This is a genomic window from Streptomyces sp. NPDC002324, from assembly GCF_053593335.1.
On record NZ_JBSFCF010000031.1, the window covers coordinates 95,162 to 121,559 of the forward strand.

The 26,398-nt window shown below is 71.6% G+C and carries 24 protein-coding genes and 5 tRNA genes; 9 read left to right on the forward strand and 20 right to left on the reverse strand.

Annotated features, from left to right (window positions below; genetic code table 11):
• Positions 1-114 precede the first annotated feature (114 nt).
• Complete coding sequence (recG, locus tag ACWCRJ_RS32240; protein ID WP_450942604.1) at positions 115-2,331, reverse strand: ATP-dependent DNA helicase RecG; 2,217 nt, start codon at positions 2,329-2,331, stop codon at positions 115-117.
• A 195-nt stretch (positions 2,332-2,526) separates the two neighbouring features.
• On the opposite strand from recG, the gene ACWCRJ_RS32245 reads away from it, so the two are divergent.
• Entirely contained in the window at positions 2,527-4,380 is a 1,854-nt protein-coding gene (locus ACWCRJ_RS32245) for an HSP90 family protein (protein WP_450942605.1), read from the forward strand.
• A gap of 8 nt (positions 4,381-4,388) precedes the next feature.
• The gene (locus tag ACWCRJ_RS32250) at positions 4,389-7,325 is read left to right on the forward strand and encodes a tetratricopeptide repeat protein (RefSeq protein ID WP_450942623.1); all 2,937 of its coding nucleotides are present in this window, start codon (positions 4,389-4,391) and stop codon (positions 7,323-7,325) included.
• 90 nt (positions 7,326-7,415) lie between these two features.
• On the opposite strand, the gene ACWCRJ_RS32255 is transcribed toward ACWCRJ_RS32250, so the two are convergent.
• A complete protein-coding gene (locus ACWCRJ_RS32255) occupies positions 7,416-9,101 on the reverse strand; it encodes a DAK2 domain-containing protein (protein WP_450942606.1) in 1,686 nt (561 codons plus the stop codon).
• 299 nt (positions 9,102-9,400) lie between these two features.
• Here ACWCRJ_RS32255 and rpmB point away from each other — a divergent pair, with 299 nt between their 5' ends.
• Positions 9,401-9,586 (forward strand): 50S ribosomal protein L28, encoded by a 186-nt coding sequence (gene rpmB / locus ACWCRJ_RS32260; protein WP_003993230.1) that lies wholly within the window; start codon positions 9,401-9,403, stop codon positions 9,584-9,586.
• A 140-nt stretch (positions 9,587-9,726) separates the two neighbouring features.
• On the opposite strand, the gene thiD is transcribed toward rpmB, so the two are convergent.
• Both thiD and ACWCRJ_RS32270 read right to left on the reverse strand, forming a co-directional pair.
• On the reverse strand, positions 9,727-10,536 hold the full coding sequence (thiD, locus tag ACWCRJ_RS32265; protein ID WP_450942607.1) for a bifunctional hydroxymethylpyrimidine kinase/phosphomethylpyrimidine kinase: 810 nt from the start codon (positions 10,534-10,536) through the stop codon (positions 9,727-9,729).
• On the reverse strand, positions 10,533-11,498 hold the full coding sequence (locus tag ACWCRJ_RS32270; protein WP_450942608.1) for a thiamine-phosphate kinase: 966 nt from the start codon (positions 11,496-11,498) through the stop codon (positions 10,533-10,535). The genes thiD and ACWCRJ_RS32270 overlap by 4 nt, the downstream gene beginning before the upstream one ends.
• Positions 11,499-11,725: 227 nt before the next feature.
• On the opposite strand from ACWCRJ_RS32270, the gene ACWCRJ_RS32275 reads away from it, so the two are divergent.
• Together ACWCRJ_RS32275 and ACWCRJ_RS32280 are read left to right on the forward strand one after the other, a co-directional pair.
• Positions 11,726-11,959 carry an Lrp/AsnC family transcriptional regulator gene (locus ACWCRJ_RS32275; protein ID WP_005479877.1) on the forward strand — a complete coding sequence of 78 codons (234 nt, stop codon included), beginning with the start codon at positions 11,726-11,728 and terminating at the stop codon, positions 11,957-11,959.
• A gap of 20 nt (positions 11,960-11,979) precedes the next feature.
• Positions 11,980-12,507 carry a DUF3515 family protein gene (locus ACWCRJ_RS32280; RefSeq protein WP_450942609.1) on the forward strand — a complete coding sequence of 176 codons (528 nt, stop codon included), beginning with the start codon at positions 11,980-11,982 and terminating at the stop codon, positions 12,505-12,507.
• Positions 12,508-12,659: 152 nt separating this feature from the next.
• Here ACWCRJ_RS32280 and ACWCRJ_RS32285 read toward each other — a convergent pair whose 3' ends face one another.
• Genes ACWCRJ_RS32285 through ACWCRJ_RS32295 form a run of 3 tightly spaced genes read right to left on the reverse strand, consistent with a single transcriptional unit; the run spans position 12,660 to position 15,693 of the window.
• Positions 12,660-13,817, reverse strand: a complete 1,158-nt coding sequence (locus tag ACWCRJ_RS32285) for a D-alanine--D-alanine ligase family protein (RefSeq protein WP_005479881.1) — start codon at positions 13,815-13,817, stop codon at positions 12,660-12,662.
• Between the two features lie 59 nt (positions 13,818-13,876).
• A complete protein-coding gene (locus ACWCRJ_RS32290; RefSeq protein ID WP_450942610.1) occupies positions 13,877-14,887 on the reverse strand; it encodes an NAD(P)H-dependent glycerol-3-phosphate dehydrogenase in 1,011 nt (336 codons plus the stop codon).
• A complete protein-coding gene (locus ACWCRJ_RS32295) occupies positions 14,884-15,693 on the reverse strand; it encodes a lysophospholipid acyltransferase family protein (protein WP_450942611.1) in 810 nt (269 codons plus the stop codon). The genes ACWCRJ_RS32290 and ACWCRJ_RS32295 overlap by 4 nt, the downstream gene beginning before the upstream one ends.
• A 165-nt stretch (positions 15,694-15,858) precedes the next feature.
• On the opposite strand from ACWCRJ_RS32295, the gene cofC reads away from it, so the two are divergent.
• Together cofC and ACWCRJ_RS32305 are read left to right on the forward strand one after the other, a co-directional pair.
• A complete protein-coding gene (cofC, locus tag ACWCRJ_RS32300; protein WP_450942612.1) occupies positions 15,859-16,509 on the forward strand; it encodes a 2-phospho-L-lactate guanylyltransferase in 651 nt (216 codons plus the stop codon).
• Between the two features lie 9 nt (positions 16,510-16,518).
• Positions 16,519-16,722 carry a hypothetical protein gene (locus ACWCRJ_RS32305; protein ID WP_013000447.1) on the forward strand — a complete coding sequence of 68 codons (204 nt, stop codon included), beginning with the start codon at positions 16,519-16,521 and terminating at the stop codon, positions 16,720-16,722.
• Between the two features lie 87 nt (positions 16,723-16,809).
• Here ACWCRJ_RS32305 and ACWCRJ_RS32310 read toward each other — a convergent pair whose 3' ends face one another.
• From ACWCRJ_RS32310 to leuC, 4 genes are all read right to left on the reverse strand, one after another.
• Complete coding sequence (locus ACWCRJ_RS32310) at positions 16,810-17,463, reverse strand: HU family DNA-binding protein (protein ID WP_046913018.1); 654 nt, start codon at positions 17,461-17,463, stop codon at positions 16,810-16,812.
• Between the two features lie 137 nt (positions 17,464-17,600).
• On the reverse strand, positions 17,601-17,831 hold the full coding sequence (locus ACWCRJ_RS32315; RefSeq protein WP_020665515.1) for an SCO5555 family protein: 231 nt from the start codon (positions 17,829-17,831) through the stop codon (positions 17,601-17,603).
• Positions 17,832-18,119: 288 nt separating this feature from the next.
• Complete coding sequence (gene leuD, locus ACWCRJ_RS32320) at positions 18,120-18,713, reverse strand: 3-isopropylmalate dehydratase small subunit (RefSeq protein WP_450942613.1); 594 nt, start codon at positions 18,711-18,713, stop codon at positions 18,120-18,122.
• 6 nt (positions 18,714-18,719) lie between these two features.
• Complete coding sequence (leuC, locus tag ACWCRJ_RS32325; RefSeq protein WP_450942614.1) at positions 18,720-20,150, reverse strand: 3-isopropylmalate dehydratase large subunit; 1,431 nt, start codon at positions 20,148-20,150, stop codon at positions 18,720-18,722.
• Between the two features lie 201 nt (positions 20,151-20,351).
• Between leuC and ndgR the strand changes: the two genes are divergently transcribed.
• Positions 20,352-21,068 (forward strand): IclR family transcriptional regulator NdgR, encoded by a 717-nt coding sequence (ndgR, locus tag ACWCRJ_RS32330; RefSeq protein ID WP_003993203.1) that lies wholly within the window; start codon positions 20,352-20,354, stop codon positions 21,066-21,068.
• A 99-nt stretch (positions 21,069-21,167) separates the two neighbouring features.
• Here ndgR and ACWCRJ_RS32335 read toward each other — a convergent pair whose 3' ends face one another.
• Complete coding sequence (locus ACWCRJ_RS32335) at positions 21,168-21,692, reverse strand: DUF4188 domain-containing protein (protein ID WP_450942615.1); 525 nt, start codon at positions 21,690-21,692, stop codon at positions 21,168-21,170.
• An 81-nt stretch (positions 21,693-21,773) separates the two neighbouring features.
• Here ACWCRJ_RS32335 and ACWCRJ_RS32340 point away from each other — a divergent pair, with 81 nt between their 5' ends.
• Positions 21,774-22,418, forward strand: a complete 645-nt coding sequence (locus tag ACWCRJ_RS32340; protein ID WP_450942616.1) for a MerR family transcriptional regulator — start codon at positions 21,774-21,776, stop codon at positions 22,416-22,418.
• 86 nt (positions 22,419-22,504) lie between these two features.
• Here ACWCRJ_RS32340 and ACWCRJ_RS32345 read toward each other — a convergent pair.
• The 8 genes from ACWCRJ_RS32345 to ACWCRJ_RS32380 form a co-directional block, all read right to left on the reverse strand.
• Positions 22,505-22,577: transfer RNA gene (locus tag ACWCRJ_RS32345), tRNA-Glu, on the reverse strand.
• 46 nt (positions 22,578-22,623) lie between these two features.
• A tRNA-Gln gene (locus ACWCRJ_RS32350) sits at positions 22,624-22,695 on the reverse strand.
• Positions 22,696-22,715: 20 nt separating this feature from the next.
• Positions 22,716-22,788, reverse strand: a tRNA-Glu gene (locus ACWCRJ_RS32355).
• Between the two features lie 62 nt (positions 22,789-22,850).
• Positions 22,851-22,923: transfer RNA gene (locus ACWCRJ_RS32360), tRNA-Glu, on the reverse strand.
• Positions 22,924-22,965: 42 nt separating this feature from the next.
• Positions 22,966-23,037, reverse strand: a tRNA-Gln gene (locus ACWCRJ_RS32365).
• Between the two features lie 90 nt (positions 23,038-23,127).
• Positions 23,128-23,859 carry an HAD family hydrolase gene (locus ACWCRJ_RS32370; protein WP_450942617.1) on the reverse strand — a complete coding sequence of 244 codons (732 nt, stop codon included), beginning with the start codon at positions 23,857-23,859 and terminating at the stop codon, positions 23,128-23,130.
• 98 nt (positions 23,860-23,957) lie between these two features.
• Complete coding sequence (gene gltX, locus ACWCRJ_RS32375) at positions 23,958-25,433, reverse strand: glutamate--tRNA ligase (protein ID WP_450942618.1); 1,476 nt, start codon at positions 25,431-25,433, stop codon at positions 23,958-23,960.
• Complete coding sequence (locus ACWCRJ_RS32380) at positions 25,426-26,202, reverse strand: fumarylacetoacetate hydrolase family protein (protein ID WP_046913011.1); 777 nt, start codon at positions 26,200-26,202, stop codon at positions 25,426-25,428. Before ACWCRJ_RS32380 ends, gltX begins: the two co-directional genes overlap by 8 nt.
• Between the last annotated feature and the right edge of the window lie 196 nt (positions 26,203-26,398).

Consider the following 26,398-nt stretch of genomic DNA (forward strand, 5'->3'; position numbering starts at 1 on the left):
CGGCTGCGGGGCGGCGGCGGTCTCGCCTGGGGTGCCTCTCGATCGACGTAGGCGACCGCGGGTCCGTCGTGGTTGTCCGCGCAGTTCCCCGCGCCCCTTCGGGCGCGCTGCAGCTCAGCCCTTGTCCAGGTACTGCTCCCTCTCCTCGTCCAGCAGGGCGTCCAAGGCCGTGCGCAGGCCCGGGAGGTGCTCCAGGTCCGGGTCGGCCGCCACCACCGCGGTCGCCTCCTCCCTGGCCTCCGCGATGATCTCCTCGTCGTCGATGACGGTCAGCATGCGCAGGCTGGTGCGGGCGCCGGACTGGGCCTGGCCGAGGACATCGCCCTCGCGGCGCTGTTCGAGGTCGATGCGGGAGAGTTCGAAGCCGTCGAGGGTGGAGGCGACGGCGACCAGACGCTGACGGGCCGGGCTCGCCTCCGGCATCTCGGTGACCAGGAGGCAGAGGCCGGCGGCGGAGCCCCGGCCCACCCGGCCGCGCAGCTGGTGGAGCTGGGAGACGCCGAAGCGGTCGGCGTCCATGATCACCATGGCGGTGGCGTTCGGGACGTTCACGCCGACCTCGATGACCGTGGTGGCGACCAGGACATGGGTCTCGCCGGCGGCGAAGCGGCGCATGACCGCGTCCTTGTCGTCGGGGTGCATCCTGCCGTGCAGGACCTCGACCCGCAGGCCCTGGAGCGGGCCCTTGGCGAGCTGGTCGGCGACGTCGAGGACGGCGAGGGGCGGGCGCTTCTCCGCCTCGTCCTCGGGGGACCTCCCGCCGGCCTTCCTCGAACCTGCGGGTTCGTCGATGTCGTCCCCGATGCGGGGGCAGACGACGTACGCCTGGTGGCCGTTCTCCACCTCCTCGCGGACGCGCTCCCACGCGCGGGCGAGGAAGTGCGGCTTGTCCGCGGCCGGGACGACATGGCTGGCGATGGGCGAGCGGCCGGCCGGGAGCTGGTCGAGGACCGAGGTGTCCAGGTCGCCGAAGACGGTCATCGCGACCGTGCGCGGGATGGGGGTGGCCGTCATCACGAGGAGGTGGGGCGGCTGTTTGCCCTTGCCGCGCAGGGCGTCGCGCTGCTCGACGCCGAAGCGGTGCTGTTCGTCCACGACGACCAGGCCCAGATCGTGGAACTGCACCTTGTCCTCGATCAAGGCGTGCGTGCCGATGACGATGCCGGCCTCGCCGGTGACCAGGTCGAGCAGCGCCTGACGGCGGGCGGCCGCTCCCATGGAGCCGGTGAGCAGCACCACCTTGGTGGCGTGCTCGACGCCGCCCAGCATGCCGCCTTCCGCCAGGTCGCCCATCATCTCGGTCACCGACCGGTGGTGCTGCTGGGCGAGCACCTCGGTGGGCGCGAGCATCGCGGCCTGGCCGCCCGCGTCGACGACGGCGAGCATGGCGCGCAGCGCCACCATGGTCTTGCCGGAACCGACCTCTCCCTGGAGCAGCCGGTGCATCGGGTGCTCGGTGGCCAGGTCGTCGAAGATCTCCCGGGAGACCTTCTGCTGGCCGTCGGTGAGGGTGAAGGGGAGGCGGGCGTCGAAGGCGGTGAGGAGACCGTGGGGGGCGGGGCGGCGGGCGACGGCGGGGAGTTGGGAGTCGGCGTGGCGGCGGCGGGCGAGGGCGACCTGGAGGACGAAGGCCTCGTCCCACTTGAGGCGGTCGCGGGCGCTGTCCCTGTCCGCCTTGGTGTGGGGACGGTGGATCTTCAGGAGGGCCTCCGGCAGGGAGACCAGGCCCCTGCCCTCCCGCAGCGGCTCGGGCAGCGGGTCCACGGCCTCCTGGGCGCTCGGCAGGACCGTCTGGACGGCCTTGGCGATCTTCCACGACTCCAGTTTGGCGGTGGCCGGATAGATCGGGATGAGGGCTCCGGCCCAGGTGTCGACGGTCTCGGTGACGTCGTCCCCGCGCAGCAGCTCGTAGGCGGGGTGGGCCAGTTGGAGGCGGCGGTTGAAGACGGAGACCTTGCCGGCGAAGAGGGCGCGGGTGCCGGGGAGGAGGTCCTTGTGGGGCTTGTGGACGCCGTGGCCGAAGAAGACGAGCTGGAGGCGGCCGCTGCCGTCCGTGATGGTCACTTCGAGGCGCTGGCCCTTGCCCCGGGGGGCCTTGGCGGAGGCGAAGGTGTGCAGGCGGGCGTCGGCGACCTGGGCGACCACCGTGACGTGCTCGTCCATGGGCAGGTCGGCGAGGTGGGTGAGCTGGCCGCGCTCCTCGTACCTGCGGGGGTAGTGGTGCAGGAGATCCCCGACGGTGTGCAGGCCGAGGTGCTCGGCCATCACCTTCGCGGTGGCGGCGCCGAGCGAGTTCTTGAGCGGTTCTTCGAGCGCGGGCACGAGATCCATTGCACACCACGGCACTGACAATCCCGTAGAGGTCCTTGAAATCCGCTGGTCAGGCGGGTCGTTCGCGCCTAGGATGACGCTCTCCCGGGCCCAGCCGAGTCAGGGTCCGTACCGCCTCCCGTCCGCGGTCACCTTCTCCCGGGACCGCCCGACCCCGCCGCCGTCGCCAGAATCCCCTCCACCGGCGCTGCGACGATGGATTCAATGACCTCACAGTCATCCCAGGCACCCCAGACCCCTCCGGCGCCGCAGTCGCCTCATACCTTCCAGGTCGATCTGCGTGGCCTGGTCGATCTGCTCTCGCACCACCTCTATTCCAGTCCGAAGGTCTACCTGCGCGAGCTGCTGCAGAACGCCGTGGACGCGATCACCGCCCGCCGCGCCGAGCAGCCCGGCGCGCCCGCCCGGGTGCGGCTGTTCGCCGAGGGCGGCGCGCTGCGGGTGGAGGACTCGGGCATCGGGCTCACCGAAGCCGATGTGCACAGCCTCCTCGCCACGATCGGGCGCAGTTCCAAACGCGACGACGGCGGCATACAGGAGGTCCGTTCGGACTTCCTGGGGCAGTTCGGCATCGGGCTGCTGGCGTGTTTCGTGGTCGCCGAGCGCATCCGCGTGGTCAGCCGCAGCGCCCGTACGCCGCAGGCGCCGCCGGTGGAGTGGACGGCGGCGGACGACGGCTCGTACACCGTGCGGACCCTGCCCGACGAGGCGCGTCCCGAGCCGGGCACGACCGTGCACCTGGTCGCGCGGCCCGGAGCGGCCGAATGGCTCGCCCCCGCGCGCGTGCTGACCCTGGCGCGGGACTTCGGGTCGCTGCTGCCCTACGACGTCCGGGTGGGCGACGAGGCGGTCACCGATCTGCCGGCTCCCTGGGACCGCGCGTACCCCTCCCCCGCCACCCGGCGGGTGGCCCTGGCCCGGCACTGCCACGACCTGTTCGGGTTCACCCCGCTGGACTCCATAGAGCTGAACGTGCCGCTGGCCGGGATCCGGGGCGTGGCCTACGTCCTGCCGGCCGCCGTCAGTCCCGCCCAGCGGGCGAGCCACCGGGTGCACCTGAAGGGCATGCTGCTCACCGAGCGGGCCGAACAGCTGTTGCCCGACTGGGCGTTCTTCGTGCGGTGCGTGCTCGACACGGACAGTCTGCGGCCCACGGCGTCGCGGGAGTCGCTGTACGAGGACGAGACCCTGGCGGCGGTGCGGGAGGCCCTGGGCGAGCGGATCCGCTCCTGGCTGAGCGGGCTCGCCGCGGGTGATCCGGAGCGGCTGGCGGCCTTCCTGTCGGTGCACCACCTGGGCGTGAAGTCCCTGGCGCGGCACGACAGGGAGATGCTGCGCACGATGCTTCCGTGGCTCCCCTTCGAGACGACCGACGGGCGGCTGTCCCTGGAGGAGTTCGCGCAGCGGCATCCGGTGGTGCACTTCACGCGGACGGTCGAGGAGTACCGCCAGGTGGCGCCGATCGCGTCCGCCCAGGGCGTCGGGGTCGTCAACGGCGGTTACACGTACGACAGCGAGTTGGTCGAGGCACTGCCGTCCGTGCGGCCGGGGACGGTGGTCGCCGAGTTGGACGCGGAGACGGTGACGGCGCACCTGGACACGCTGGACCCGGACGAGGAACTGGCTCTCGCGGGTTTCCTGTCGGCCGCGCGGGCCAAGCTCGACCCCCTGGGGTGCGATGTGGTGCTGCGGGCCTTCCATCCGCTGTCGGTGCCCGCGCTGCACCTGGACGACCGTTCCGCCCGGCACGAGCAGGCCCGCGCGGAGGCGGAGGAGCGGGCGGACGACCTGTGGGCGGGCATCCTCGGCTCGCTGCGGGGCAGCGCCCCGCGTGCGCGGCTGGTGCTCAACCACCTCAACCCGCTGATCCGGCGGATCAGTTCCCTGTCCGACCGGGAGCTGATCGGCACGGCCACCGAGTCTCTGTACGGGCAGGCCCTGCTGATGGCGCAGCGTCCGCTGCGGCCTGCGGACTCGGCGCTGCTGAACCGCGCCTTCATCGGCCTGCTGGAGTGGGCCACGCACCCCGAGGGGGACGGCCGCCCGTGAGAGACGTCATGGACTTCGACGAGCTGCGCCGGGCCATGGCGGAGAACTACGAGCAGCCGGAGGGCCCCGCGCGCAACGCGCGCGCGGAGGTGCTGCTCGCCGAGGCGGAGAGGCTGAACGAGCCGCTCGCCGTGATCGAGGCGCTCGGACACCAGCTGAAGGTCTACAACTACAGCTCCGAGAAGGACAAGATGTTCGTCCCCTTCGCGCGCCTGCTGCGCATGTGGGACGAGCGCCCGGAGGACTTCGACGAGTACGAGATCCACTCCCTGCACTGGGTGTTCAAGTGGATGTCGGTCGGCATGCTGAACCAGCCGCACGTCCCGCTCGCCTCCATCGAGAAGTGGCTCGGCGAGATGGAGCACCGCTACCGGCTCGCCGGGCACTCGGAACGGGCGGTGCGCAGCGCCGAGTTCAGCGTGGCCGCGCACATCGGCGACCTGGCGCGGGCCGAGCGGGCGTACGGGGCGTGGCTGGCCGCCGACCGGGACGCGATGGCCGACTGTCACGCGTGCGAGCTGCACGGCCAGGGCTGGTGGCGGGCCCGGCGGAGCGAGGACACCGAGGCGCTTCGGCTGTGGGCACCGGTGCTGGAGGGCGAGTACACCTGCGCCCACGAACCCCACACCGTCCTGGCGTCCTCCCTGCTGCCGTTGCTGCGGCTGGGGCGCCACGACGAGGCCCGGGCCCACCATCTGCGCGGTTTCCGGCTGGTGCGGGCCATGGAGAGCATGCGGGGCGCGTACGCGGACCACGTGGAATTCTGCGCCCTGACCGGCAACGAGGCGCGTGGTCTGGAGCTGCTGGCGGAGCGTCCGGCGTACTTCACGGACTCCGGCGATCCGCGGAGCAAGCTGAACTTCATGAGCGTGGTGGCCCTGCTGATGGACCGCCTCTGCGCCCGCGGGTTCGCCGATCAGACGGTCCCCGGTCCCGCCGGACGCACCTGGACCGCCCGCGAACTGGCCGCCCACGCGCGCGAGGAGGCCCTTTCCCTGGCCGCCCTCTTCGACGAGCGCAACGGCACGGCGTACGTCAGCGGCCGGGTCCGGGAGCGGATGGACCAGGTGCCGCTGCTGGACCGGCTGCCGCTGGGCGTGCGCTCGGCGCGGCCCGTGGTCCCGGTGCCGGCTCCCCGGCAGCCGGCCGCCGTGGAGCGGACGGACACCGCCGCCGTGCCGGAGGACGATCTGCCCGCTCTCCTCGCGGAGGCACGGCGGCTCTCCGAGTCCCTGCACCCCGGTTCCGTCGCCGCCTGGGCGGCCGTGGCGCGGGCCGCCGAGGCCGAGGGCGTGGAGCTGGACGCCTTCGACCTGGCCGAGATGACCGACCACGAGGCGATCGGCCTCGGGCCGGAGGGCCGCGCTCGCTTCGAACGGGCGGCCGAACTGTACGAGGAGGCCGGGGACCCGGGCGAGGCGTGGGCTGCACGCGCGCGCGGGGCGAACGTGCACGCCCTGACGGGCCACCCGGACGCGGCCCTGGAGTTGATCTCCGAGCCGTACGAGAAGATCCTCGCCCTCCGGGCGGACGGCGGGACAGGTGTCCGGCAGACGGCGTCCGTGCTGGTGGGGCGGGCCCGAATACTGGTGCAGCGGATGCACGAGAGCGAGGACGCCGACGCGGTCCCCGCGGCCGAGGCCGCGGTGCGCGAGCTGGCGGACTTGGTCGAGCCGCGCCGCGAAGAGGATGTACGGCTGGCCTCGCGGGCGGCGGAGGCGCGGGCGATGCTCGGGGAGCTGGCCGCGCGGAGCGGGGACCCGGAGGCCGCCGCCGACCTGTTCGCGGAGGCCGCGCAGCGCTATGTGACGGCCGGGCTGCCGTGGTTCGCGGTGCAGTACGAGGCCCGGCTCGCCGGGGTCGCGCAGCACCTCGGGGACCTGGAGAGGGCCGAACGCGCGGCGCTGGCGGCCCTGGAGCACGGCGGGTCGGATCTGGAGCCGGTGGGCCACGCCCAGCTGCATCTGCAGCTGGCCGAGCTGCTCGGCGCCGGCGAGCGGGTGGAGCCGGCCTTCGCGCACGCCCTGGAGGCGGCGCACTGGGCCGACGAGGCGGGCGAGGGGCCGACGCTCGGCGCCTGGGCCCGGCATCTGCTCGGCGGGTTCCTGCTGCGGCTGGGGCGGTGGGCGGAGGCGGCCGAGGTGCTGGAGTCGGCCCTGTCGGATCTCACCGCCGAGACGCACGGGGACGGGGCCCTCGCCCAGACCCTGTGGTGGCTCGGCGACTGCCACACGGAACTGGGTGAGCACCGCGAGGCCGCCGAACGGTGGCTGCGGGCCGCCGACATCGCCCGGCACTGGCCCGAGCAGCGCGACCACGCCATGCTCGCGCACCTCGCGGCGGAGGCACTCGCGCGCGCGGGGCTGCCCGCCGAGGCCGACCGGGCGTACGCCCGTGCCGTCGACCTCTGGGGCGAGCTGGGGAACGTCCACGGGTACGTCCGGGCGCTGCGGGCGCGGGCCTGGTACGCGGCGCGGGAGGGCCGCGAGGGTGCGGGGGGCTCCGCCCCGGAGGAGGCGCGGGAGCTGATGGGCGACGCGGTGGTGGGCTGCGAGGCGGCGCTGTCCGACGTGAGCGGTGAGGAGAACCGGCGGCGGATCGTCGCGGAACTGGGTGAGACGTACCGGCAGTTCGGCGATCTGCTGGCCCGTTCCGTGGCCGAGGACGCGGAACTCGTCACCTTCGGGCCGGTGTTCGAGGAGGCGCTCGGGTTCGTCGAGCGGGCGGTGGCCGTGTACGGCTCCCTGGGTGGGGAGTTCCTCGACGCGCGGACCGCGGCCGAGCTTGCGGCGGGGTGGCTGGAGGTCGATCTGGGGCGCTCGGAGGACGCCGTGGGTCGGGCTCGGGGGGTGTCGGCGGCGTTCGGTGATCGTGAGGACGAGACGGCGGGGGCTCGGCGGGCGGAGGCGGAGCGGTTGATCGTGGCGGCGGGGGCGCCGGGCTGAGCCGGGAGGGTGGGGGTGTCCCGGGGATTTCGCCCCCCGCCGCCCCTTCACCCCTCGGCACCGACTCGGGGCTCCGCCCCGGACGGGCTGCTACTCCACGCCGATCAGCAGCAGCGCGCCCTGACGGCCGCCCCGGTACACCACCGTGTCCACCGCCAGGTGCTCCCGTACCCGGTTCTCCACGTGGTCGACGACCTCGGTGGGGGCCTCGTCGCCCAGGACGAGGGTGACCATCTCGCCGCCGGCGGCGAGCATCCGGTCGACCACGGCGGCCGCGGTGAGCGTGACGTCGGAGCCGATGACGGCGACATCGCCGTCGATGAGGCCGAGGACGTCGCCGGCCTGGCAGATGCCGGCCATGGTCCAGGACTGGCGTTCGGCGATGACGACCTCGGCGTAGCGGGTGGCGCCGGCGGCGGACGTCATGGAGACGACGTCCTCGTCGAAGCGGCGGTCCGGCTCGTGGACGGCCAGGGCGGCGATGCCCTGCACGGCCGAGCGCGTGGGGATGAGGGCGACGCGGACGCCCTCCGTACGGGCCTGCTCGGCGGCGGCGGCCGCCGTGTGGCGCAGGTCCGCGTCGTTGGGCAACAGCACCACCTCGCGCGCGTGGGCGCGCCGTACGGCCTCCACCAGCTCCCCGCTGGCGGGCGGCTCCCCGGGGCGAGCCAGGACCGTGGTCGCGCCCGCCTCGGCGTACAGTCCGGCCAGCCCCTCCCCCGGCACGACGGCCACGACGGCCCGCTGGGCGCGCTCGCGCGGCGGCCGTCCGGCCTCACCGGTCACATGGGCGTCCTCGGCCCCGAAGTGCGTGATCCGGATGCGGTACGGCCGCCCGGCCTCGACGCCCGCCTCGACGGCGGCCCCGGCGTCGTCGACGTGCACGTGCACGTTCCACAGTCCGTCGCCGCCGACCACCACGAGCGAGTCGCCGAGCGCGTCGAGCCGGTTCCGCAGGCGGGCCACGGCCGCGTCGTCCGCCTCCAGGAGATAGATCACCTCGAACGCGGGGCCCCCCGCGTCGGGCCGGTCGTCCACGCACACCTCCGCGCCCTCCGCGCCCTCGGCCACGCGCGCGCGGGCCTCGGCGAGGGCCACCGCCCTCGGCGCCTCCCCCGTGAACGTCTCCACCAGCGCCGCCAGCACCGCCACCAGGCCCCGTCCGCCCGCGTCCACGACGCCGGCGCGGGCCAGGGCCGCGAGTTGGTCCGGGGTCGCCGCCAGGGCCGTACCGGCGCCCTCGTAGGCGGCGCGGGCGACCGTGCCGCAGTCGCCCTCGGTGCCGGTGGCCGCGTCGGCCGCCGCGGCGGCGACGGTGAGGACGGTGCCCTCGACGGGATGGGCGACGGCGTCACGGGCGGAGTCGGCGGCGTGCCGCAGCGCGAGCCGCAGACCCCGGCCGTCGGTGTGAACCGCCTCACTGTCGTCGGAGAGGACCTGGGCCATGCCCCTCAGGAGCTGGGCGAGGATCGTCCCGGAATTCCCCCGGGCCCCGATCAGGGCCCCGTGCGCCATGGCCCGCGCCGCCTCGGCGAGCGTGGGTCCCCCCTCGCCGGCCTCGGAAGCGCCGGCCGCGTGGCCGGCGAAGACCGCTTCCACGGCCGCCGCCGCCGACTCCATGGTCAGGTACAGGTTCGTGCCGGTGTCGCCGTCGGCCACCGGGTACACGTTGATGGCGTCGATCTCCTCGCGCGCGCGTCCCAGCGCCGCCAGCGCGAGCCCGCACCAGGTGCGTACCGCGAGAGCATCGAAGAATGTCTGCGGCACCTGCGGCACCTGCGCCTCCTTGAGCTGCTTGGCTGCTGGACGTGGGACCGGGGGACGCCGCACGTCGCTCGCAGCGTAGACCCGCGGTGGTGACCGCCGGTAAGGGGGCCGGGACGAGGCCCCGACCAGCCATGCTGATTTCGTTGTACCGACGCAGTCGTTGTATGCTGCTCCGGTTGTCTGGTTCGGATCGATGATCCGGGTCGGACTCTCCCCCCGGCAGCGCCACTCAGATCCCAGTCAATAGGATCGTGATCCCGGCATGCCGGGATCAACCGTAAGCGCATCTGAAGTCTTTGGAGTGACCCGTGGCTGCCAACTGCGACGTCTGCGGCAAGGGGCCGGGCTTCGGCAACAACATCTCGCACTCGCACCGCCGTACGTCCCGTCGCTGGAACCCGAACATCCAGCGCGTGCGTACCGTGGTCGGTGGGACGCCGAAGCGCGTGAACGCCTGCACCTCGTGCATCAAGGCCGGCAAGGTCTCGCGCTGACGCTCAGCTAAGCGCGCGGCCACTGCTGGTTCGCTGCTCAGAGCCGGTCCACCGTCAGGTGGACCGGCTTTTTGCCATGCCCCCGGCTCTTCGCCGACCGCTCGGTGCCCGCACGCCCTTCCCCGCCCCGGTGGCGGGCGTCAGGCGGTCGGAGCACCCCGCGTGAGGGCCCAGCCGTGGTCCACGGGGCCGATCCCGTCGCCGAGCGCGAACCCGGCGGCGATCGCCCCGGTGACGTACTCCTTGGCCGCCGTCACGGCCTCCGGCACGCTCAGTCCCCGCGCGAGGTGCGCGGCGATCGCGGAGGCGAGGGTGCAGCCCGTGCCGTGCGTGTGCCGGTTGTCGTACCTGGGGGCGCGCAGCCAGTGCTGCTCCGAGCCGTCGGTCAGGAGGTCCACGGCGTCACCCGGCAGATGCCCGCCCTTGATCAGCGCCCACCGGGGCCCGAACGCCAGGACGGCCTCGGCCGCCTCGCGCATCCCGGCCTCCGACCGGACCCGGACGCCGGTGAGCTGGGCGACCTCGTCGAGGTTCGGGGTGGCGACCGTGGCCGTCGGCAGCAGTCGCGTCCGTACGGAGTCCAGCGCGGTCGCGGCGAGGAGCGGGTCTCCGTGCTTGGAGACGCCGACCGGGTCGACGACGACCGGCGCGTCCGTGGCCGCCAGCAACTCGGCGACCGCCTCGACGAGTTCGGCGGAGGCGAGCATGCCGGTCTTGACCGCCTGGACGCCGATGTCGTCGACGACACTGCGGTACTGGGCCCGTACGGCTTCGACCGGCAGCTCCCAGGCTCCCTGCACGCCCCGGGAGTTCTGCGCGGTGACCGCCGTGACGACGCTCATGCCGTGCACACCCAGCGCCAGCATCGTCTTCAGGTCGGCCTGGACGCCGGCCCCGCCGCCGGAGTCGGACCCGGCGACCGTGAGGACCCGTACGGGAGCCGGGGTCATGACTCGATGTCCCCGAAGTGGTCCCAGCCGCCCTTGCTGGTCCAGGGCGCCCCGTCCACGGTCACCTGGGGCAGTGCCGAGGGGTTGAGGACCTCGCCGATCACCTTCCATCGCGCGGGCAGCTTCACGTCGGGCGGGAAGGTCGCCACGATCGCGTGGTCCTCGCCGCCGGTGAGCACCCACTGGAGGGGGTCGACGCCGACGGCCTGGCCGATGTCGTGCATCTGGGTCGGGATGTCGATCGTGCCGGAGCGGATGTCGATCCGGCACTTGCTCGCCTCCGCGATGTGCCCCAGGTCCGCGATCAGCCCGTCGCTCACGTCGCACATCGCGGTCGCGCCGAGGGAGGCGGCCGCCGGGCCCGCGTGGTACGGCGGTTCGGGGCGCCGGTGGGCCTCCACGAAGGCGCGCGGCGAGCGGAAGCCGCGGGAGAGCACCGCGTGCCCGGCGGCGGACCAGCCGAGCCAGCCGGTGACGGCGACGACGTCACCGGGCCGGGCTCCGCCCCTGGTCACGGGCTCGTGGTTGCGCAGATCACCGAGGGCGGTGATGGAGATCATGATGGTGTCGCCGCGGACGACGTCACCGCCGACCACGGCCGCGCCGGCGACCTGGCACTCGTCGCGCAGGCCGTCCATCAGCTCGGTGGCCCAGGTCACCGGAAGGTCGGCGGGCGCGACCAGACCGAGCAGCAGGGCGGTGGGCACGGCCCCCATGGCGGCGATGTCCGCGAGGTTCTGGGCCGCGGCCTTGCGCCCGACGTCGTACGCCGTGGACCAGTCGCGCCGGAAGTGCCGCCCCTCCAGGAGCAGGTCGGTGCTCGCCACGACCCTGCGGTCCGGCGCCGCCACCACGGCCGCGTCGTCGCCGGGGCCGACCCGGACCGCCGGGGTGGTGGTGAGCCGGGAGGTGAGCTCCCTGATGAGCCCGAACTCCCCCAGCTCTCCCACGGTGCCCTTCATCGTCGTATCGCCCCTTCTCGTGGCGTTTGCAGTGTCACTCGCGCCCGGTCGCGGGCCGTTGTCGTCCTCGGTACGGTCGAGTGGACCGTCAACTTCCGTCGTCCGCGCCCCCCGGTGCGTGCGGCGCGGCCTCCAGGGGTCTCCCCCCGGCGCCTGACGACGCGATACCGTGGCGTTCCTTTTCCCGACATGATCCACATGATCCTCGTGGCCGCCCTGGAGGTTCCGTGGTACAGGCGTACATCCTGATCCAGACGGAGGTCGGCAAAGCGTCGACCGTCGCCGACACGATCAGCAAGCTCCCTGGCGTCGTCCAGGCCGAGGACGTGACAGGTCCCTACGACGTCATCGTGCGCGCCCAGGCCGACACCGTCGACGACCTCGGTCGGCTGGTGGTCGCGAAAGTCCAGCAAGTGGACGGGATCACCCGCACCCTGACCTGCCCGGTCGTGCACCTGTAGCCCCCGTCTACCCTTGGCCGGTGAACTCGTTCCGTCACCGGCGCGCCGCTCGCCTCGGGCTGCCCGTCCTGGCCGTGTCGTTGTCGTTGATCGCCGTCGTGGGCTGCTCCTCAGCAGACGACGGCGGCTCGGCGGCGGTTCCCAGCGCTGGGGCTGCCGCCGTGAAACTGTGCCGGAACCTGGACGAGATGTTGCCGCGCGAGGTGGACGGTCTCGACCGCCAGGATCCGCAGCCGGCCTCCGACCTGACGGCGGGCTGGGGTGACGCGGTGATCATACTGCGCTGTGGTGTCCCTCAGCCGCCGAAGATGATCGACCCCAAGGTGGCGGAGGGACGCGATGCCGATGCCGTGGCCGGGGCCGTCGACGGGGTGGACTGGCTGATGGAGAAGCGGGACGGTGGCGCCTACCGCTTCACCACCGCCAATCGCTCCGTGTACGTGGAGGTGACGGTGGCGGCCGAGCGGGCCGCCGAGGACACGTCACCGATCCTGGTGGGGCTGGCGCCCGCTATCAAGAAGGCGGTTCCCGAAGGGGTGGCTTCCTAGGCGGACCCGAGCGGGGTGCTTCCCAAGAGAGTGCCTCGGGAGGCCGTAGGGAGGCGGCGGGCCGTTCGTGGCTGGTCGCGCCCACGCGGCGGAGCCGCACATCGATACAGCCCCGCGCCCCTTCGGGGACCGGCGGCGCACAGGGCGCCCCTCTACCTCAGACCCGTCGAGCGGTGCAGCGCCGCCTGGATCAGGCGGTCCACCAGCTCCGGGTACGCGATGCCGCTCGCCTTCCACATCGCCGGGTACATCGAGATCGGCGTGAAGCCGGGCAGTGTGTTGATCTCGTTGATCACGAACTCGCCGTCCTCCGTGAGGAAGAAGTCCGCGCGAACCAGGCCCTCGCAGGACGCCGCGTCGAAGGCGTCGACGGCGAGCCGCCGCACCTCGGCGGTCTCCTCCGGCGTCAGCGGGGCCGGGACGATGCCGGGGGTCGAGTCGATGTACTTGGCGTCGAAGTCGTAGTAGGCGTGCGCCTCGGGCGGCGGGATCTCGGCGGGGACGGACGCGCGGGGACCGTCCTCGAACTCCAGGACGCCGCACTCGATCTCACGGCCGCGCAGGGCCGCCTCGACCAGGATCTTCGGGTCGTGACGCTGGGCCTCGGCGATCGCCTCGTCGAGACCGGCGAGGTCGTCGACCTTGGTGATGCCGATGGAGGACCCCGCGCGGGCGGGCTTCACGAAGAGGGGCCAGCCGTGCTCACCGGCGAGGTCGATGATCTTCTTGCGGGCGGCGGCCTCGTCCAGCTGCCACTCGCGCGGCCGGATGACCACGTACGGGCCGACCTTCAGCCCGAAGGAGGTGAACACCCGCTTCATGTACTCCTTGTCCTGGCCGACCGCCGAGGCGAGGACGCCCGAGCCGACGTAGGGGACCCCGGAGAGCTCCAGCATGCCCTGGAGGGTGCCGTCCTCGCCGTAGGGGCCGTGCAGGACGGGGAAGACGACGTCGACCTCGCCGAGCGCCTTGGGGACCGATCCGGGCTCGCTGTAGACGACTTCGCGGTTGGCGGGGTCGACGGGGAGCACCACGCCGCCCTCGCGCGACTCGGCGAGTTCCTCGACACTGGGCGTACGGCGGTCGGTGATCGCCATGCGGTCCGGTTCGTCGGCGGTGAGGAACCAGCGGCCCTCCCGGGTGATGCCGATCGGCAGGACGTCGTACTTGGTCCGGTCGATGGAGCGCAGCACGGCGCCGGCCGTGACCACGGAGATCCCGTGTTCCGAGCTGCGGCCGCCGAAGACGACGGCCACGCGCGGCTTGCGGGACGGCTGCTCAGGGCTCTGGGGGAGGTTCTCGGTGCTCATATCGCGTCGAGAGTACCCGTTGGTACTGGGCCAGTCAGTGCCCATACGGCCGCTTTCGCTCAGCGTCGCTCCGGCTTGGCGCTGCGCGACATCATCTCCTTGAGGGCGACGACGGGCGGCTTGCCTTCGTGCACGATGTCGACGACCGTCTCCGTGACGGGCATGTCGACGCCGTGCCGACGCCCCAAGTCCAGTACGGACTCACAGGACTTGACACCCTCGGCGGTCTGCTTCGTGACCGCGATGGTCTCCTGGAGGGTCATGCCCTTGCCGAGGTTGGTGCCGAAGGTGTGGTTGCGGGAGAGCGGCGAGGAACAGGTCGCCACCAGGTCGCCGAGTCCCGCGAGTCCGGCGAAGGTGAGCGGGTCGGCGCCCATCGCGAGGCCGAGGCGCGTCGTCTCGGCGAGACCGCGCGTGATGAGCGAACCCTTGGCGTTGTCGCCGAGGCCCATGCCGTCCGCGATGCCGACGGCGAGACCGATGACGTTCTTCACCGCGCCGCCCAGCTCGCAGCCGACGACGTCGGTGTTGGTGTAGGGGCGGAAGTACGGGGTGTGGCAGGCGGCCTGGAGCCGCTGGGCGACGGCCTCGTCGGTGCAGGCGACCACGGAGGCGGCCGGCATCCGGGAGGCGATCTCGCGTGCCAGGTTGGGCCCGGTGACGACGGCGATCCGGTCCTGTCCGACCTTGGCGACGTCCTCGATGACCTCGCTCATCCGCATGGCGGAACCGAGTTCGACGCCTTTCATGAGCGAGACGAGGACGGTGCCGGGCGCCAGCAGCCCGGTCCAGTCGGCGAGGTTGGCGCGCAGCGTCTGGGAGGGCACGGCGAGGACGGTGAAGTCGGCGTCGGCGGCTGCCTCGGCGGCGTCGGTGGTGGCCCGCAGGTTCTCCGGGAGCCGCACCCCGGGCAGGTAGTCCGAGTTGGTTCGGGTGGAGTTGACCGCGTCCGCGAGTTCCGGACGCCGCCCCCACAGCACGGTGTCGCATCCCGCGTCGGCGAGCACCATGCCGAAGGCAGTGCCCCACGAACCGGTGCCGAACACCGCCGCCTTGACCGGCTTGCTCACTTGCCCTGCCCCTCTTGCTGACGTCGCTGTCCCCGCAGTGCCCCATTGTGCGGCTCGGGCCGCCGGTGCTCGACGGCGGCGCTCCTGCGCCGCTGCTCGATCCGCTCCCTCTTCGGGTCGTACGGGATCTCGGGCGCCCGCTCGCCGCGGATCTCCTCCAGCTGGCGGGTGACGGCGGCCATGATGACCTCCGTGGCGTCCTTCAGCAGGTCCGGACTCATCTCCTGGCCGTAGAAGCGCGTGAGGTCGACGGGCGGGCCCGCGAGCACGTGGTGGGTCTTGCGCGGCAGGAGACGGGGCTTCTTCGCGTACGGCGGCAGCAGTTCGTTGGCGCCCCACTGTGCGACCGGGATGACCGGGCACCTGGTCTGCAGGGCGACCCGCGCGGCGCCGGTCTTGCCGGTCATGGGCCAGCCGTCCGGGTCGCGGGTCAGGGTGCCCTCGGGGTAGAAGGCGACGCACTCGCCGCGCTCCACGGCGTCGATGGCGGCCCGGAAGGCGCTCAGCGCGTCGGTGCTCTCGCGATAGACGGGAATCTGGCCGGTGCCGCGCATCACGGCGCCGATGAATCCCTTGCCGAAGAGACCGCTCTTCGCGAGAAAACGCGGAACCCGGCCGCTGTTGTACTGATAATGGGCGTACGCAAAGGGATCGACATGCGAATTGTGGTTCACGGCGGTGATAAATCCACCCTCGGCCGGAATGTTCTCCATTCCACGCCAGTCCCGCTTGATCAGCACCACCAGGGGTGGTTTGGCGATCACCGCGGCGAGGCGGTACCAGAAGCCAATTCTCCGGCGGGGCACACGGACACCTTCCTCTAGGACTTCCCAGGGCCTGTTCCGGGGGCCCGGAGCCGCACAAGTGTCGCCCCGGGCTGCCGGTCTGTCGAGAACACCGTACGCCCCGCCCTACGGCCGCCCATTGCTCCCAGGTGACAATGGCGGCGACAAGAGAGGGACGGAACGCCCGTGCAGTGGACCCTGGTCGTACCCGTGAAGCCCCTGGCGCGGGCCAAGAGCAGGCTCTCGGACACCGCCGCCGACGCGGTGCGCCCCGGCCTGGCTCTCGCCTTCGCCCAGGACACCGTGGCCGCGGCGCTGGCCGCCACGGCGGTGTCCGGTGTGGTGGTGGTCACGGACGACCCCCTCGCCGCGCGCGAACTGGCGGCCCTGGGCGCCCGCACCGTCCCGGAGGACCCCCGCGGCGGCTCCGGGGACGGTCTGAACGCCGCCCTGCGGCACGGAACGGCCGTCGTGCGCGATGTACGCCCGCAAAGCCCCGTGGCAGCTCTGAACGCCGATCTGCCCGCGCTGCGCCCCGGGGAATTGACCCGGGTCCTGAACGCGGCCGCCGCATTCCCCCGCTCTTTCCTCCCGGACGCGGCCGGCACCGGCACCACTCTGCTCGCCGCAACTCCGGGTCACGATCTCTCCCCCGTCTTCGGTCCCGGTTCCCGGGTGCGCCACCGTCGCTCCGGTGCCGTGGAACTCGCCGTCACCGCCGTCGACTCCGTGCGCCAGGACGTCGACACCGGCGACGACCTCCGCGCCGCGCTCGGCCTCGGCGTCGGCCCCCGGACGGCCGCGGCGGCCGCGCGCCTGCTGATCCCCGGCCAGTAGGCTGCGGCCATGCAGGCCACCGCGTACACCTACGACCCCGCCACCCGCACCGGCCAGGTGCTCCTGGACGACGGCACCCCGGTCCCGTTCGGCGCCCCGGCCTTCGACGCGGGCGCCCTGCGTCTGCTCCGCCCGGGCCAGCGCGTCAGGATCGAGACGGAGGGCGAGGGGGAGGCCCTGCGCATCACCCTGATCACCTTGCAGACGTTCTGAACTCCTGCCTGGATCTTCCCCGGAACACGCCGCGGGCCGGGCTCCACCATCAGGAGCCCGGCCCGGCGCGTGTGAGTACCAGGCGCGCTATGCCTGGCGGGCGGCGGTCTTCTTCGCGGTCGTCTTGCGAGCCGTCGACTTCTTGGCCGGGGCCTTCTTGGCCGTGGCCTTCTTCGCCGGCGCGCTCTTCGCGGCCGTCTTCTTGGCGGCCGTCGACTTCGACGCCGTGGTCTTCTTCGCGGCGGTCGACTTCGCGGTCGTCTTCTTCGCGGTCGCCTTCTTCGCCGTGGTCTTCTTCGCGGCGGCCGTCGTCTTCTTGGCGGCGGCCGAGGTGGTCTTGCGGGCGGTCGTCTTCTTGGCGGCCGTCTTCTTCGCCGCCGCCTTCTTGACCGTCGCCGAAGCCCCACCGCTCAGGCTGCCCTTGGGCGCCTTCTTGACCGCGACCTCGCCACCACGGGGCAGCTTCTTCGAACCGCTCACCAGGTCCTTGAAACCCTGGCCCGCGCGGAAACGCGGCACGGAGGTCTTCTTGACCCGAACCCGCTCACCCGTCTGCGGGTTGCGGGCGTAACGGGCCGGCCGGTCGACCTTCTCGAACGAACCGAAGCCGGTGACCGACACCCGGTCCCCGGCGACGACCGCGCGGACGATGGCGTCCAGAACGGCGTCGACCGCGTCGGCGGCCTGCTGACGCCCGCCGACCTTGTCCGCAATCGCTTCTACGAGCTGCGCCTTGTTCACGTCTTCCCCTTCGGAGACATCGCCAGAACGAAAGTGTTCAAGCTTTTCGCACGTTAGGCAGATATATACCGCAAATCAAACACGAAACGGGCTTATCACCCTTGTGCCGCAACGAACTCGGCAGCCACGGAGTTCTCTCAGCGGTCCTCTACGGGCATTCGCCCCTCGTCGAGGTCCGTCGTGAAGCCCTCCAGCCGCCTTGCCGCGTCGGCGAGATCGTGCTTGGCCACGGCCGTAATGACCAGCAGCTTCCGGGTCAGCGCCATGCGTACGCCCTCCGGGACTTGCAGTGCGCGCACTCTTGCGTGCGCTTCCTTGAGTTGGCCCGCGACCGCCGTATAGAGCTCGAGTTGGCCGTCGTGTTCCATGCACAGATTGTGCCATCTGGGGCGAGTTGTCGCCTGCGCAGGGGGCAACTGCCGCCTTCCGGAGACCTGAGGAGCACCGCCGGTCGATGCCACACCATGGTGCGCGTACCCCGGCAATCACCTTTGTAACTAGGGGAGTTGAAACCTTTCTGCACATGACTTCGAAGGTCTCCGAACCCGGACATGCAGGTACCCCCAACCGTGCCCGATTGGGGGTACCTGGGGGTGTCGCGGTGGCTGGATCACGCCTTGCGCGGGCCGCCCGGCGGGTGGCTCGCGCCGGGCGGATCAGACCTTCAGCGTCCTCGGCTTGTGCGAGGGCCGCTTGGCCTCGTACGCGGAGATGTCGGCCTCGTTCTGGAGGGTGATGGAGATGTCGTCCAGCCCGTTCAGCAGCCGCCAGCGGGAGTTCTCGTCCAGCTCGAAGGAGGCGGTGATGCCCTCGGCGCGCACCTCGCGGGACTGGAGGTCGACCGTGATCTCGGCCTGCGGGTCGTTCTCCGTGAGCTGCTGCAGCGCCTCCACGATCTTCTGCTCCAGGACGACCGTGAGCAGGCCGTTCTTGAGCGAGTTACCGCGGAAGATGTCGGCGAAGCGGGAGGAGATGACGGCCTTGAAGCCGTAGTTCTGCAGTGCCCACACGGCGTGCTCACGGGAGGAGCCGGTGCCGAAGTCGGGGCCGGCGACCAGGACGGTGGCTCCGTGGCGCTCGGGCTGGTTGAGGACGAAGGTCTCGTCCTTGCGCCAGGCCTCGAACAGTCCGTCCTCGAAGCCGTCCCTGGTCACCTTCTTGAGCCAGTGGGCGGGGATGATCTGGTCGGTGTCGACGTTGCTGCGGCGCAGCGGGACGCCCCGGCCGGTGTGTGTGATGAATGCTTCCATGGCTGTTCAGACTCCAGCGGGCGCGGGGGCGGTGGCGTCGGTCAGGTCGGCGGGGGACGCCAGGTGGCCCAGGACGGCCGTCGCGGCGGCGACCTGCGGCGAGACCAGGTGGGTGCGGCCGCCCTTGCCCTGCCTGCCCTCGAAGTTGCGGTTGGAGGTGGACGCGGAGCGCTCACCGGGGGCCAGCTGGTCGGGGTTCATGCCCAGACACATCGAGCAGCCCGCGTGCCGCCACTCGGCGCCGGCCTCCTTGAAGACGACGTCCAGGCCCTCGGAGACGGCCTGCAGACCGACCCGCGCGGAGCCGGGGACGACCAGCATCCGTACGCCGTCGGCGACTTTGCGGCCCTTGATCAGGTCGGCGGCGGCACGCAGGTCCTCGATGCGGCCGTTGGTGCACGAACCTACGAAGACGGTGTCCACGTCGATGGACTTCAGCGGCTGGCCGGCCTCCAACCCCATGTACTCCAGGGCCTTTTCGGCGGCGAGGCGCTCCGAAGCGTCCTCGTACGAAGCCGGGTCGGGCACCGACGCCGAAAGCGGCGCGCCCTGGCCGGGGTTGGTGCCCCAGGTGACGAACGGCGACAGGGAGGCACCGTCGATGATCACCTCGGCGTCGAACTCGGCGTCCTCGTCCGTCTTCAGCGTCTTCCAGTACGCGACGGCCGCGTCCCAGTCCTCGCCCTCGGGGGCGTGCGGACGGCCCTTGAGGTACTCGAACGTGGTCTCGTCGGGGGCGATCATGCCCGCGCGGGCGCCGGCCTCGATCGACATGTTGCAGATGGTCATGCGGGCCTCCATCGAGAGCTTCTCGATGGCCGCGCCGCGGTACTCCAGGACATAGCCCTGGCCGCCGCCGGTACCGATCCTGGCGATGATCGCGAGGATCAGGTCCTTGGCGGTGACGCCGTCGGGCAGCTCGCCCTCGACCGTGATGGCCATGGTCTTCGGGCGGACCAGCGGCAGCGTCTGGGTGGCCAGCACATGCTCCACCTGGGAGGTGCCGATACCGAACGCCAGACCGCCGAAGGCGCCGTGCGTGGAGGTGTGGGAGTCACCGCAGACGACCGTCATGCCGGGCTGGGTCAGACCCAGCTGCGGGCCGACGACGTGCACGACACCCTGCTCGACATCGCCCAGCGGGTGCAGACGCACACCGAACTCGGCGGCGTTCGCGCGCAGCGTCTCCAGCTGGACGCGGGAGACCGGGTCCGCGATGGGCTTGTCGATGTCGAGGGTGGGGGTGTTGTGGTCCTCGGTGGCGATGGTCAGGTCGAGCCGGCGAACCTTCCGCCCGCTCTTGCGGAGACCGTCGAAGGCCTGGGGGCTGGTCACCTCGTGCAGCAGGTGCAGATCGATGAAGAGGAGGTCGGGCTCGCCCTCGGCGCGCCGGACGACGTGGTCGTCCCAGACCTTCTCCGCGAGTGTCCTACCCATCGCTTTCCCTCCGGCCGGCTTGTCCGAGCACCGGCCCAACTAGAGATATCGGAGGTGGCGGGCGCACGTACTCGCTCATACGAGAGATGAGCGCCGGCCGCCGGGCTCGTTGGTCCGCGAGCCGTTGTTCTTCTTCCAGAGTGGCAAGGTCCACGCGAAATTGAACTTGCGTTTCACAGAGTGAGACGCGAGTATCGTTGCATGGACAACAGTAGCGGCGTCGGCGTTCTGGACAAGGCGGCCCTGGTCCTGAGCGCTCTGGAGTCCGGTCCGGCCACCCTCGCGGGTCTGGTCGGCGCCACCGGACTCGCACGGCCCACGGCCCACCGCCTGGCCGTGGCTCTGGAACACCACCGCATGGTGGCACGCGACATGCAGGGCCGATTCATCCTCGGCCCCCGGCTGGCCGAGCTGGCCGCGGCCGCCGGCGAGGACCGCCTCCTCGCGACGGCGGGCCCGGTGCTCACGCATCTGCGCGACATCACGGGCGAGAGCGCGCAGCTCTATCGCCGGCAGGGCGACATGCGTATCTGTGTCGCCGCGGCGGAGCGGCTCTCGGGGCTCAGGGACACGGTCCCGGTCGGCTCGACCCTCACGATGAAGGCCGGTTCGTCGGCGCAGATCCTGATGGCCTGGGAGGAGCCGGAGCGGCTGCACCGCGGCCTCCAGGGCGCCCGCTTCACGGCCACCGCCCTCTCGGGCGTACGGCGCCGGGGCTGGGCCCAGTCCATCGGCGAGCGCGAGCCGGGCGTCGCCTCGGTCTCCGCCCCCGTGCGCGGCCCGTCGAACCGCGTGGTGGCCGCCGTCTCCGTCTCCGGCCCCATCGAGCGCCTCACCCGCCACCCCGGCCGTATGCACGCCCAGGCGGTCATCGACGCCGCGGGCCGTCTCTCGGAGGCCCTGCGCCGCACCGGCTGATCCACCGCATCCCGTCCGACCATGGGAAAGGGCCTGCCTCAACGCCGCGGCAGGCCTTTCCTCATGCATCGGGACGGATCTCTTCCCGGCGTCCGGCGACTACGGCGACGGGACGTCCGCACCCCGCCCGGACCGGTGGGCGAACCGCTCCTTCGCCGACCTGCCCCGCCCCTCGATCGGCAGCACCCCCGTGGCCGCCGCGAGGCCGAACGCGGGCATGTCGGCGTAGATCGACTCGTACGAGCCCTCCGGCACCACATACGTCTCGTGCCAGAGCCCCACGTGCTGCCGTGACTTCCCCTTGCGCTCCTTGCGGTTGAGCGCCGCCCACGCCACACGGTGGAACGCGTCGGGCGCGTGCGCGTAGGCGTAGAGCTTCTCCTTGGACTCCCAGTACTGGACGACGTAGTAGGTCCGCGGTGAGGCCGTCAGCAGCACGGCGTTGAGCAGTCCCCGTTCCGGGTCCTTCCGCAGCTCCCGCAGCATCCGCGGCATCGCCGCCAGCACGGGACCCCAGTGGTGTACGGCCCAGAAGTGGTTGATCCGCGTGCCGATCAGCAGCACCACCACCTCGCCCTCGGCCGCCGCGGTGGTACGGCCGGGCGCGACCCGCTTTCCGAACATGACTCCCCCAGGTTGGTGAGCGGCACTATCCGAACTGCCATGCTTGGATAGTGACACTTCCCAAGGAGAGGCGCAAGAGAGATGCGGCTGGCGGAGCTGAGCGAGCGCAGCGGGGTGTCCACGGCGACGATCAAGTACTACTTGCGCGAAGGTCTGTTGGCGCCGGGCCGCCAGGTCAACGCGACCACGGCGGAGTACGACGAGGAGCACCTGCGCCGGCTGCGGCTGGTGCGGGCGTTGATCCAGGTGGGCAAGGTGCCGGTGGCGAGCGCCCGGGAGGTCCTCCGGCACGTGGACGACGAGTCGCTGGGCCGTACGATCCGGCTCGGCGCGGCCCTGTGGGCCCTGCCGCAGACCCCCGACCCGGACGAGGAGGACCCGGTCACCGTCGCCGCGACGGCCGAGGTGGACCGGCTGCTGGAGCGGCTGGGCTGGGACGCGGCGCGGGAGATCGGCGCCCTCTCCCCCGTCCATCGTTCACTGGTGGCGCTGGTCGCGACGCTGCTGCGGCTCGGCTATCCGTGCGACGCCGAAAGCATGGCCCCGTACGCCGAGTTGATGCACCAGGCCGCCGCGCGGGACCTGGACCGCATGGAGACCTGTGAGTCCGACACGGAGATGGTCGAGCAGGCGGTCTCGTCGGCGGTGCTCTTCGAGCCGGTACTGCGCTCGCTGCACCGGCTGGCCCAGGAGGAGGAGTCGGCCCGGCGGTACGGCATCGAGTAGCCGGGGCGGACGCCCGGCCGGGGCGCGCAACCGGCCGGGGCACACGACGAAGGCCCTCCACCGAAGTGGAGGGCCTTCATGGAACGTACCCCCGACCGGATTCGAACCGGCGCTACCGCCTTGAGAGGGCGGCGTGCTAGGCCGCTACACAACGGGGGCCCTAGCGATCCTGCACGCGTCTAATTTACAACGCCGCAGGTCCGAGCTGGTCTACCTGGACTCGAACCAAGAATGACGGTACCAGAAACCGTAGTGTTGCCAATTACACCATAGACCAATATGGTTGAGACCTTTGCGTACCCCCGACCGGATTCGAACCGGCGCTACCGCCTTGAGAGGGCGGCGTGCTAGGCCGCTACACAACGGGGGCCCTAGCGATCCTGCATCGACAGTGGTGGGAGCTACCCTGGCCACCTTCGCGGGAAGGATCTGTACCCCCGACCGGATTCGAACCGGCGCTACTGCCTTGAGAGGGCAGCGTGCTAGGCCGCTACACAACGGGGGCTTCGCGGATCTGATCTCCGCATACGCAGATGAGCTCTGCGAGCTGGCCTACCTGGACTCGAACCAAGACTAACTGAACCAGAATCAGTCGTGCTGCCAATTACACCATAGGCCACTGGAACGCAAGCCCCTGTGGGGATCTTGTTCTAGTTCGCTCCGTCGGTTCCGGCCTTTCGGCCCGCTCCCCGGCGGCGCAGGAAGAACATTACCCGAAGGTGGACGGCGCTCCAAAACGGGTATCCGAGCCGAGGATCGCCGGGAGTTCGGCGAGGGTGGCGATCCGGTGCGGCCCGACGGGCGGGTCGACGGTCGCGTAGAGGCCGCCGCGGTCGATCCACACCGACAGCAGTCCGGCGTCGGCCGCGCCCCGGCCGTCGATCTCCGGGTGGTCGCCGACGTAGGCGACCTCGTGCGGGGGCAGCTCCAGGGCCTCGCAGGCCACGTGGAACGCCTCGGCGGCCGGTTTGTGGACGCCCAGTTGCTCGGCGCAGAGCACCGTCTCGAAGCGGTCCCACACGCCGAGCGCGCGGAGCTTGCGTTCCTGGACGGGGAGGCTGGAGTTGGACAGCACCGCGTGCCGGTGGCTGGCGGCGAGCGCGTCCAGGACGGGTACGACGTCCGGGAAGAGCGTCCAGGCCCGCTCGTAGTGGGCGATGTAGCGCTCGAACCAGGCGTCGGCCTCGGCGTCGCTCAGGGGCTGCCCGTGGAAGTCCCGCACCCGGTCGCGGCGGGTGGACTCCCAGTCGCCCTCGCCCGCCGCGTACCGCCGCCAGTGCAGGCTGGTCAGTTCGCGCCAGCGGGTCAGGTCGTCCTCGACGGAGTCGTGTCCGAGGAGCAGGCCCTCGGCGGCGAGATGGTCGCGCATGCCGGCCCGGTCGGCCGCGGTGTAGTCGAAAAGGGTGTCGTCGACGTCCCAGAGCACGGCCTTGATGTCCATGATCCGACGGTAGCCCGGGGCCGGCCGTCCTGTCCGGAGGTTGGGACGACGAAGGGGCGGCACCCGGACACCCGGGTGCCGCCCCTCGTCCGCGGCGGTTACGCGGCCAGCTTCGCCAGGGCCGCATCGATCCGGGCCAGCGTCTTCTCCCTGCCCAGGATCTCCAGGGACTCGAAGAGCGGGAGGCCGACCGTGCGGCCGGTGACGGCGACGCGGACGGGGGCCTGGGCCTTGCCGAGCTTGAGGCCGTGGGCCTCGCCGGCGGCCAGGACGGCCTCCTTCAGGGACTCGGCCGAGGCCCAGTCGGCCGCGTCCAGCTTCTCCCTCGCCGTGCGCAGGAGGCCGTCGGAGCCCTCCTTCATGGCCTTCGCCCAGCTCGCCTCGTCCTCCACCGGCTCCGGCAGGAACAGGAAGTCGACGTTCTCCGTGATCTCGGAGAGGACCTTCAGACGGGTCTGCGCGTGCGGGGCGATGGCCTCCCACTTGGCCTCGTCGAAGTCCTCGGGCGCCCAGGGGGCGAACGGGGCCTTCAGCCAGGGGGCGCAGCGCCCGGTGAACTCCTTCACGTCCAGCAGACGGATGTGGTCGGCGTTGATCGCCTCGGCCTTCTTGAGGTCGAAGCGGGCCGGGTTGGGGTTCACGTCCGCGACGTCGAAGGCCGCGACCATCTCCTCGATCGTGAAGATGTCCTGGTCGGCGGAGAGCGACCAGCCGAGCAGGGAGAGGTAGTTGAGCAGGCCCTCGGGGAGGAAACCGCGCTCCCGGTAGAGGTTCAGGCTCGACTCCGGGTCGCGCTTGGAGAGCTTCTTGTTGCCCTCGCCCATCACGTACGGCAGGTGCCCGAAGGACGGGACCTCCTTGGCGATGCCCAGCTCGATCAGCGCCTTGTAGAGGGCGACCTGGCGGGGCGTGGAGGAGAGCAGGTCCTCGCCGCGCAGGACGTGGGTGATCTCCATGAGGGCGTCGTCGACGGGGTTGACGAGCGTGTAGAGCGGGGCGCCGTTCGCGCGGACGATGCCGTAGTCCGGCACGTTCTCCGGGGTGAAGGTCAGCTCACCGCGGACCAGGTCCGTGAAGGTGATCGTCTCGTCGGGCATCCGGAAGCGGACGATCGGCTCGCGGCCCTCGGCCTCGTAGCGCGCCTTCTGCTCCGGCGTGACCTCGCGGCACTTGCCGTCGTAGCCGGAAGGCCTGCCGGCGGCGCGGGCGGCGTCGCGGCGCTCCTCCAGCTCGGAGGCGGTGCAGTAGCAGGAGTAGGCGTGACCGGCGTCCTTGAGCTTCTCGGCCACCTCCCGGTACGTCTCCATGCGCTGCGACTGGCGGTACGGCGCGTGCGGGCCGCCGACCTCGGGGCCCTCGTCCCAGGTGAAGCCCAGCCAGCGCAGGGAGTCCAGGAGCTGCTCGTAGGACTCCTCGGAGTCGCGGGCCGCGTCGGTGTCCTCGATGCGGAAGACGAACGTGCCGCCGGTGTGGCGGGCGAACGCCCAGTTGAACAGGGCCGTGCGGACCAGACCCACATGGGGGTTGCCGGTCGGGGACGGACAGAAACGTACGCGGACGGAGCCGTTAGCCACGCTTGATCACCTTGTTGGTGAGAGTGCCGATGCCTTCGATGGTGACGGCGACCTCGTCGCCGACGTTGAGGGGGCCGACCCCAGCCGGGGTGCCCGTGAGGATCACGTCGCCGGGGAGCAGCGTCATGGCCTCGGTGATGTTGACGATCAGGTCCTCGATGGAGTTGATCATCTCGCTGGTGCGGCCCAGCTGGCGCTGACCGCCGTTGACGGTGAGCTGGATGGTCAGGTCGCTCGGGTCCAGGTCGGTCTCCACCCAGGGGCCCAGCGGGCAGGAGGTGTCGAAGCCCTTGGCCCTGGCCCACTGCTTCTCGCGCTTCTGGACGTCCCGTGCGGTGACGTCGTTGGCGCAGGTGTAGCCGAAGATCACGTCCTTGACGCGTTCGCGCGGGACCTCGCGGCACAGCCGTCCGATGACGACGGCCAGCTCGGCCTCGTGGTGCAGTTCCTGGGAGAACGCGGGGTACTGGATGTCGTCGCCGGAGCCGATCACCGAGGTGGCCGGCTTGAAGAAGGCGAACGGGGCGTCCGGGACCTCGTTGCCCAGCTCGCGCGCGTGTTCGGCGTAGTTGCGGCCGAAGGCCACGACCTTGTTGGGGAGCACCGGCGGCAGCAGCCTGACCTTGCTGAGCGGGACCTTCGTACCGGAGAGCTGGAAGTCCGCGAACGGGATGCCCTTGATGATGTCGAGGACGAGCTCGTCCGGCTTGTCGCCCTCGATCGCGCCGAAGGCTACGTTCCCGTCGATGGAGAACCTGGCGATGCGCACGGGATGCCTGCGCCCCCTTGACTGAGCTGGCTGGAGTATGACGGTCCAGGCTAACGCGGGGCGGGGCGGCCGCCTCGCGCCTGACCCGCGTACGCATGGCGAAGGGGGGGCCGCCGCTGGCCGGGGGCCCGCCCCGGCCGGCGCCCCGGGGGGAGCCCACCCAAAACCCCCGCAGAAAAGCCGCACCCCCCCCCGG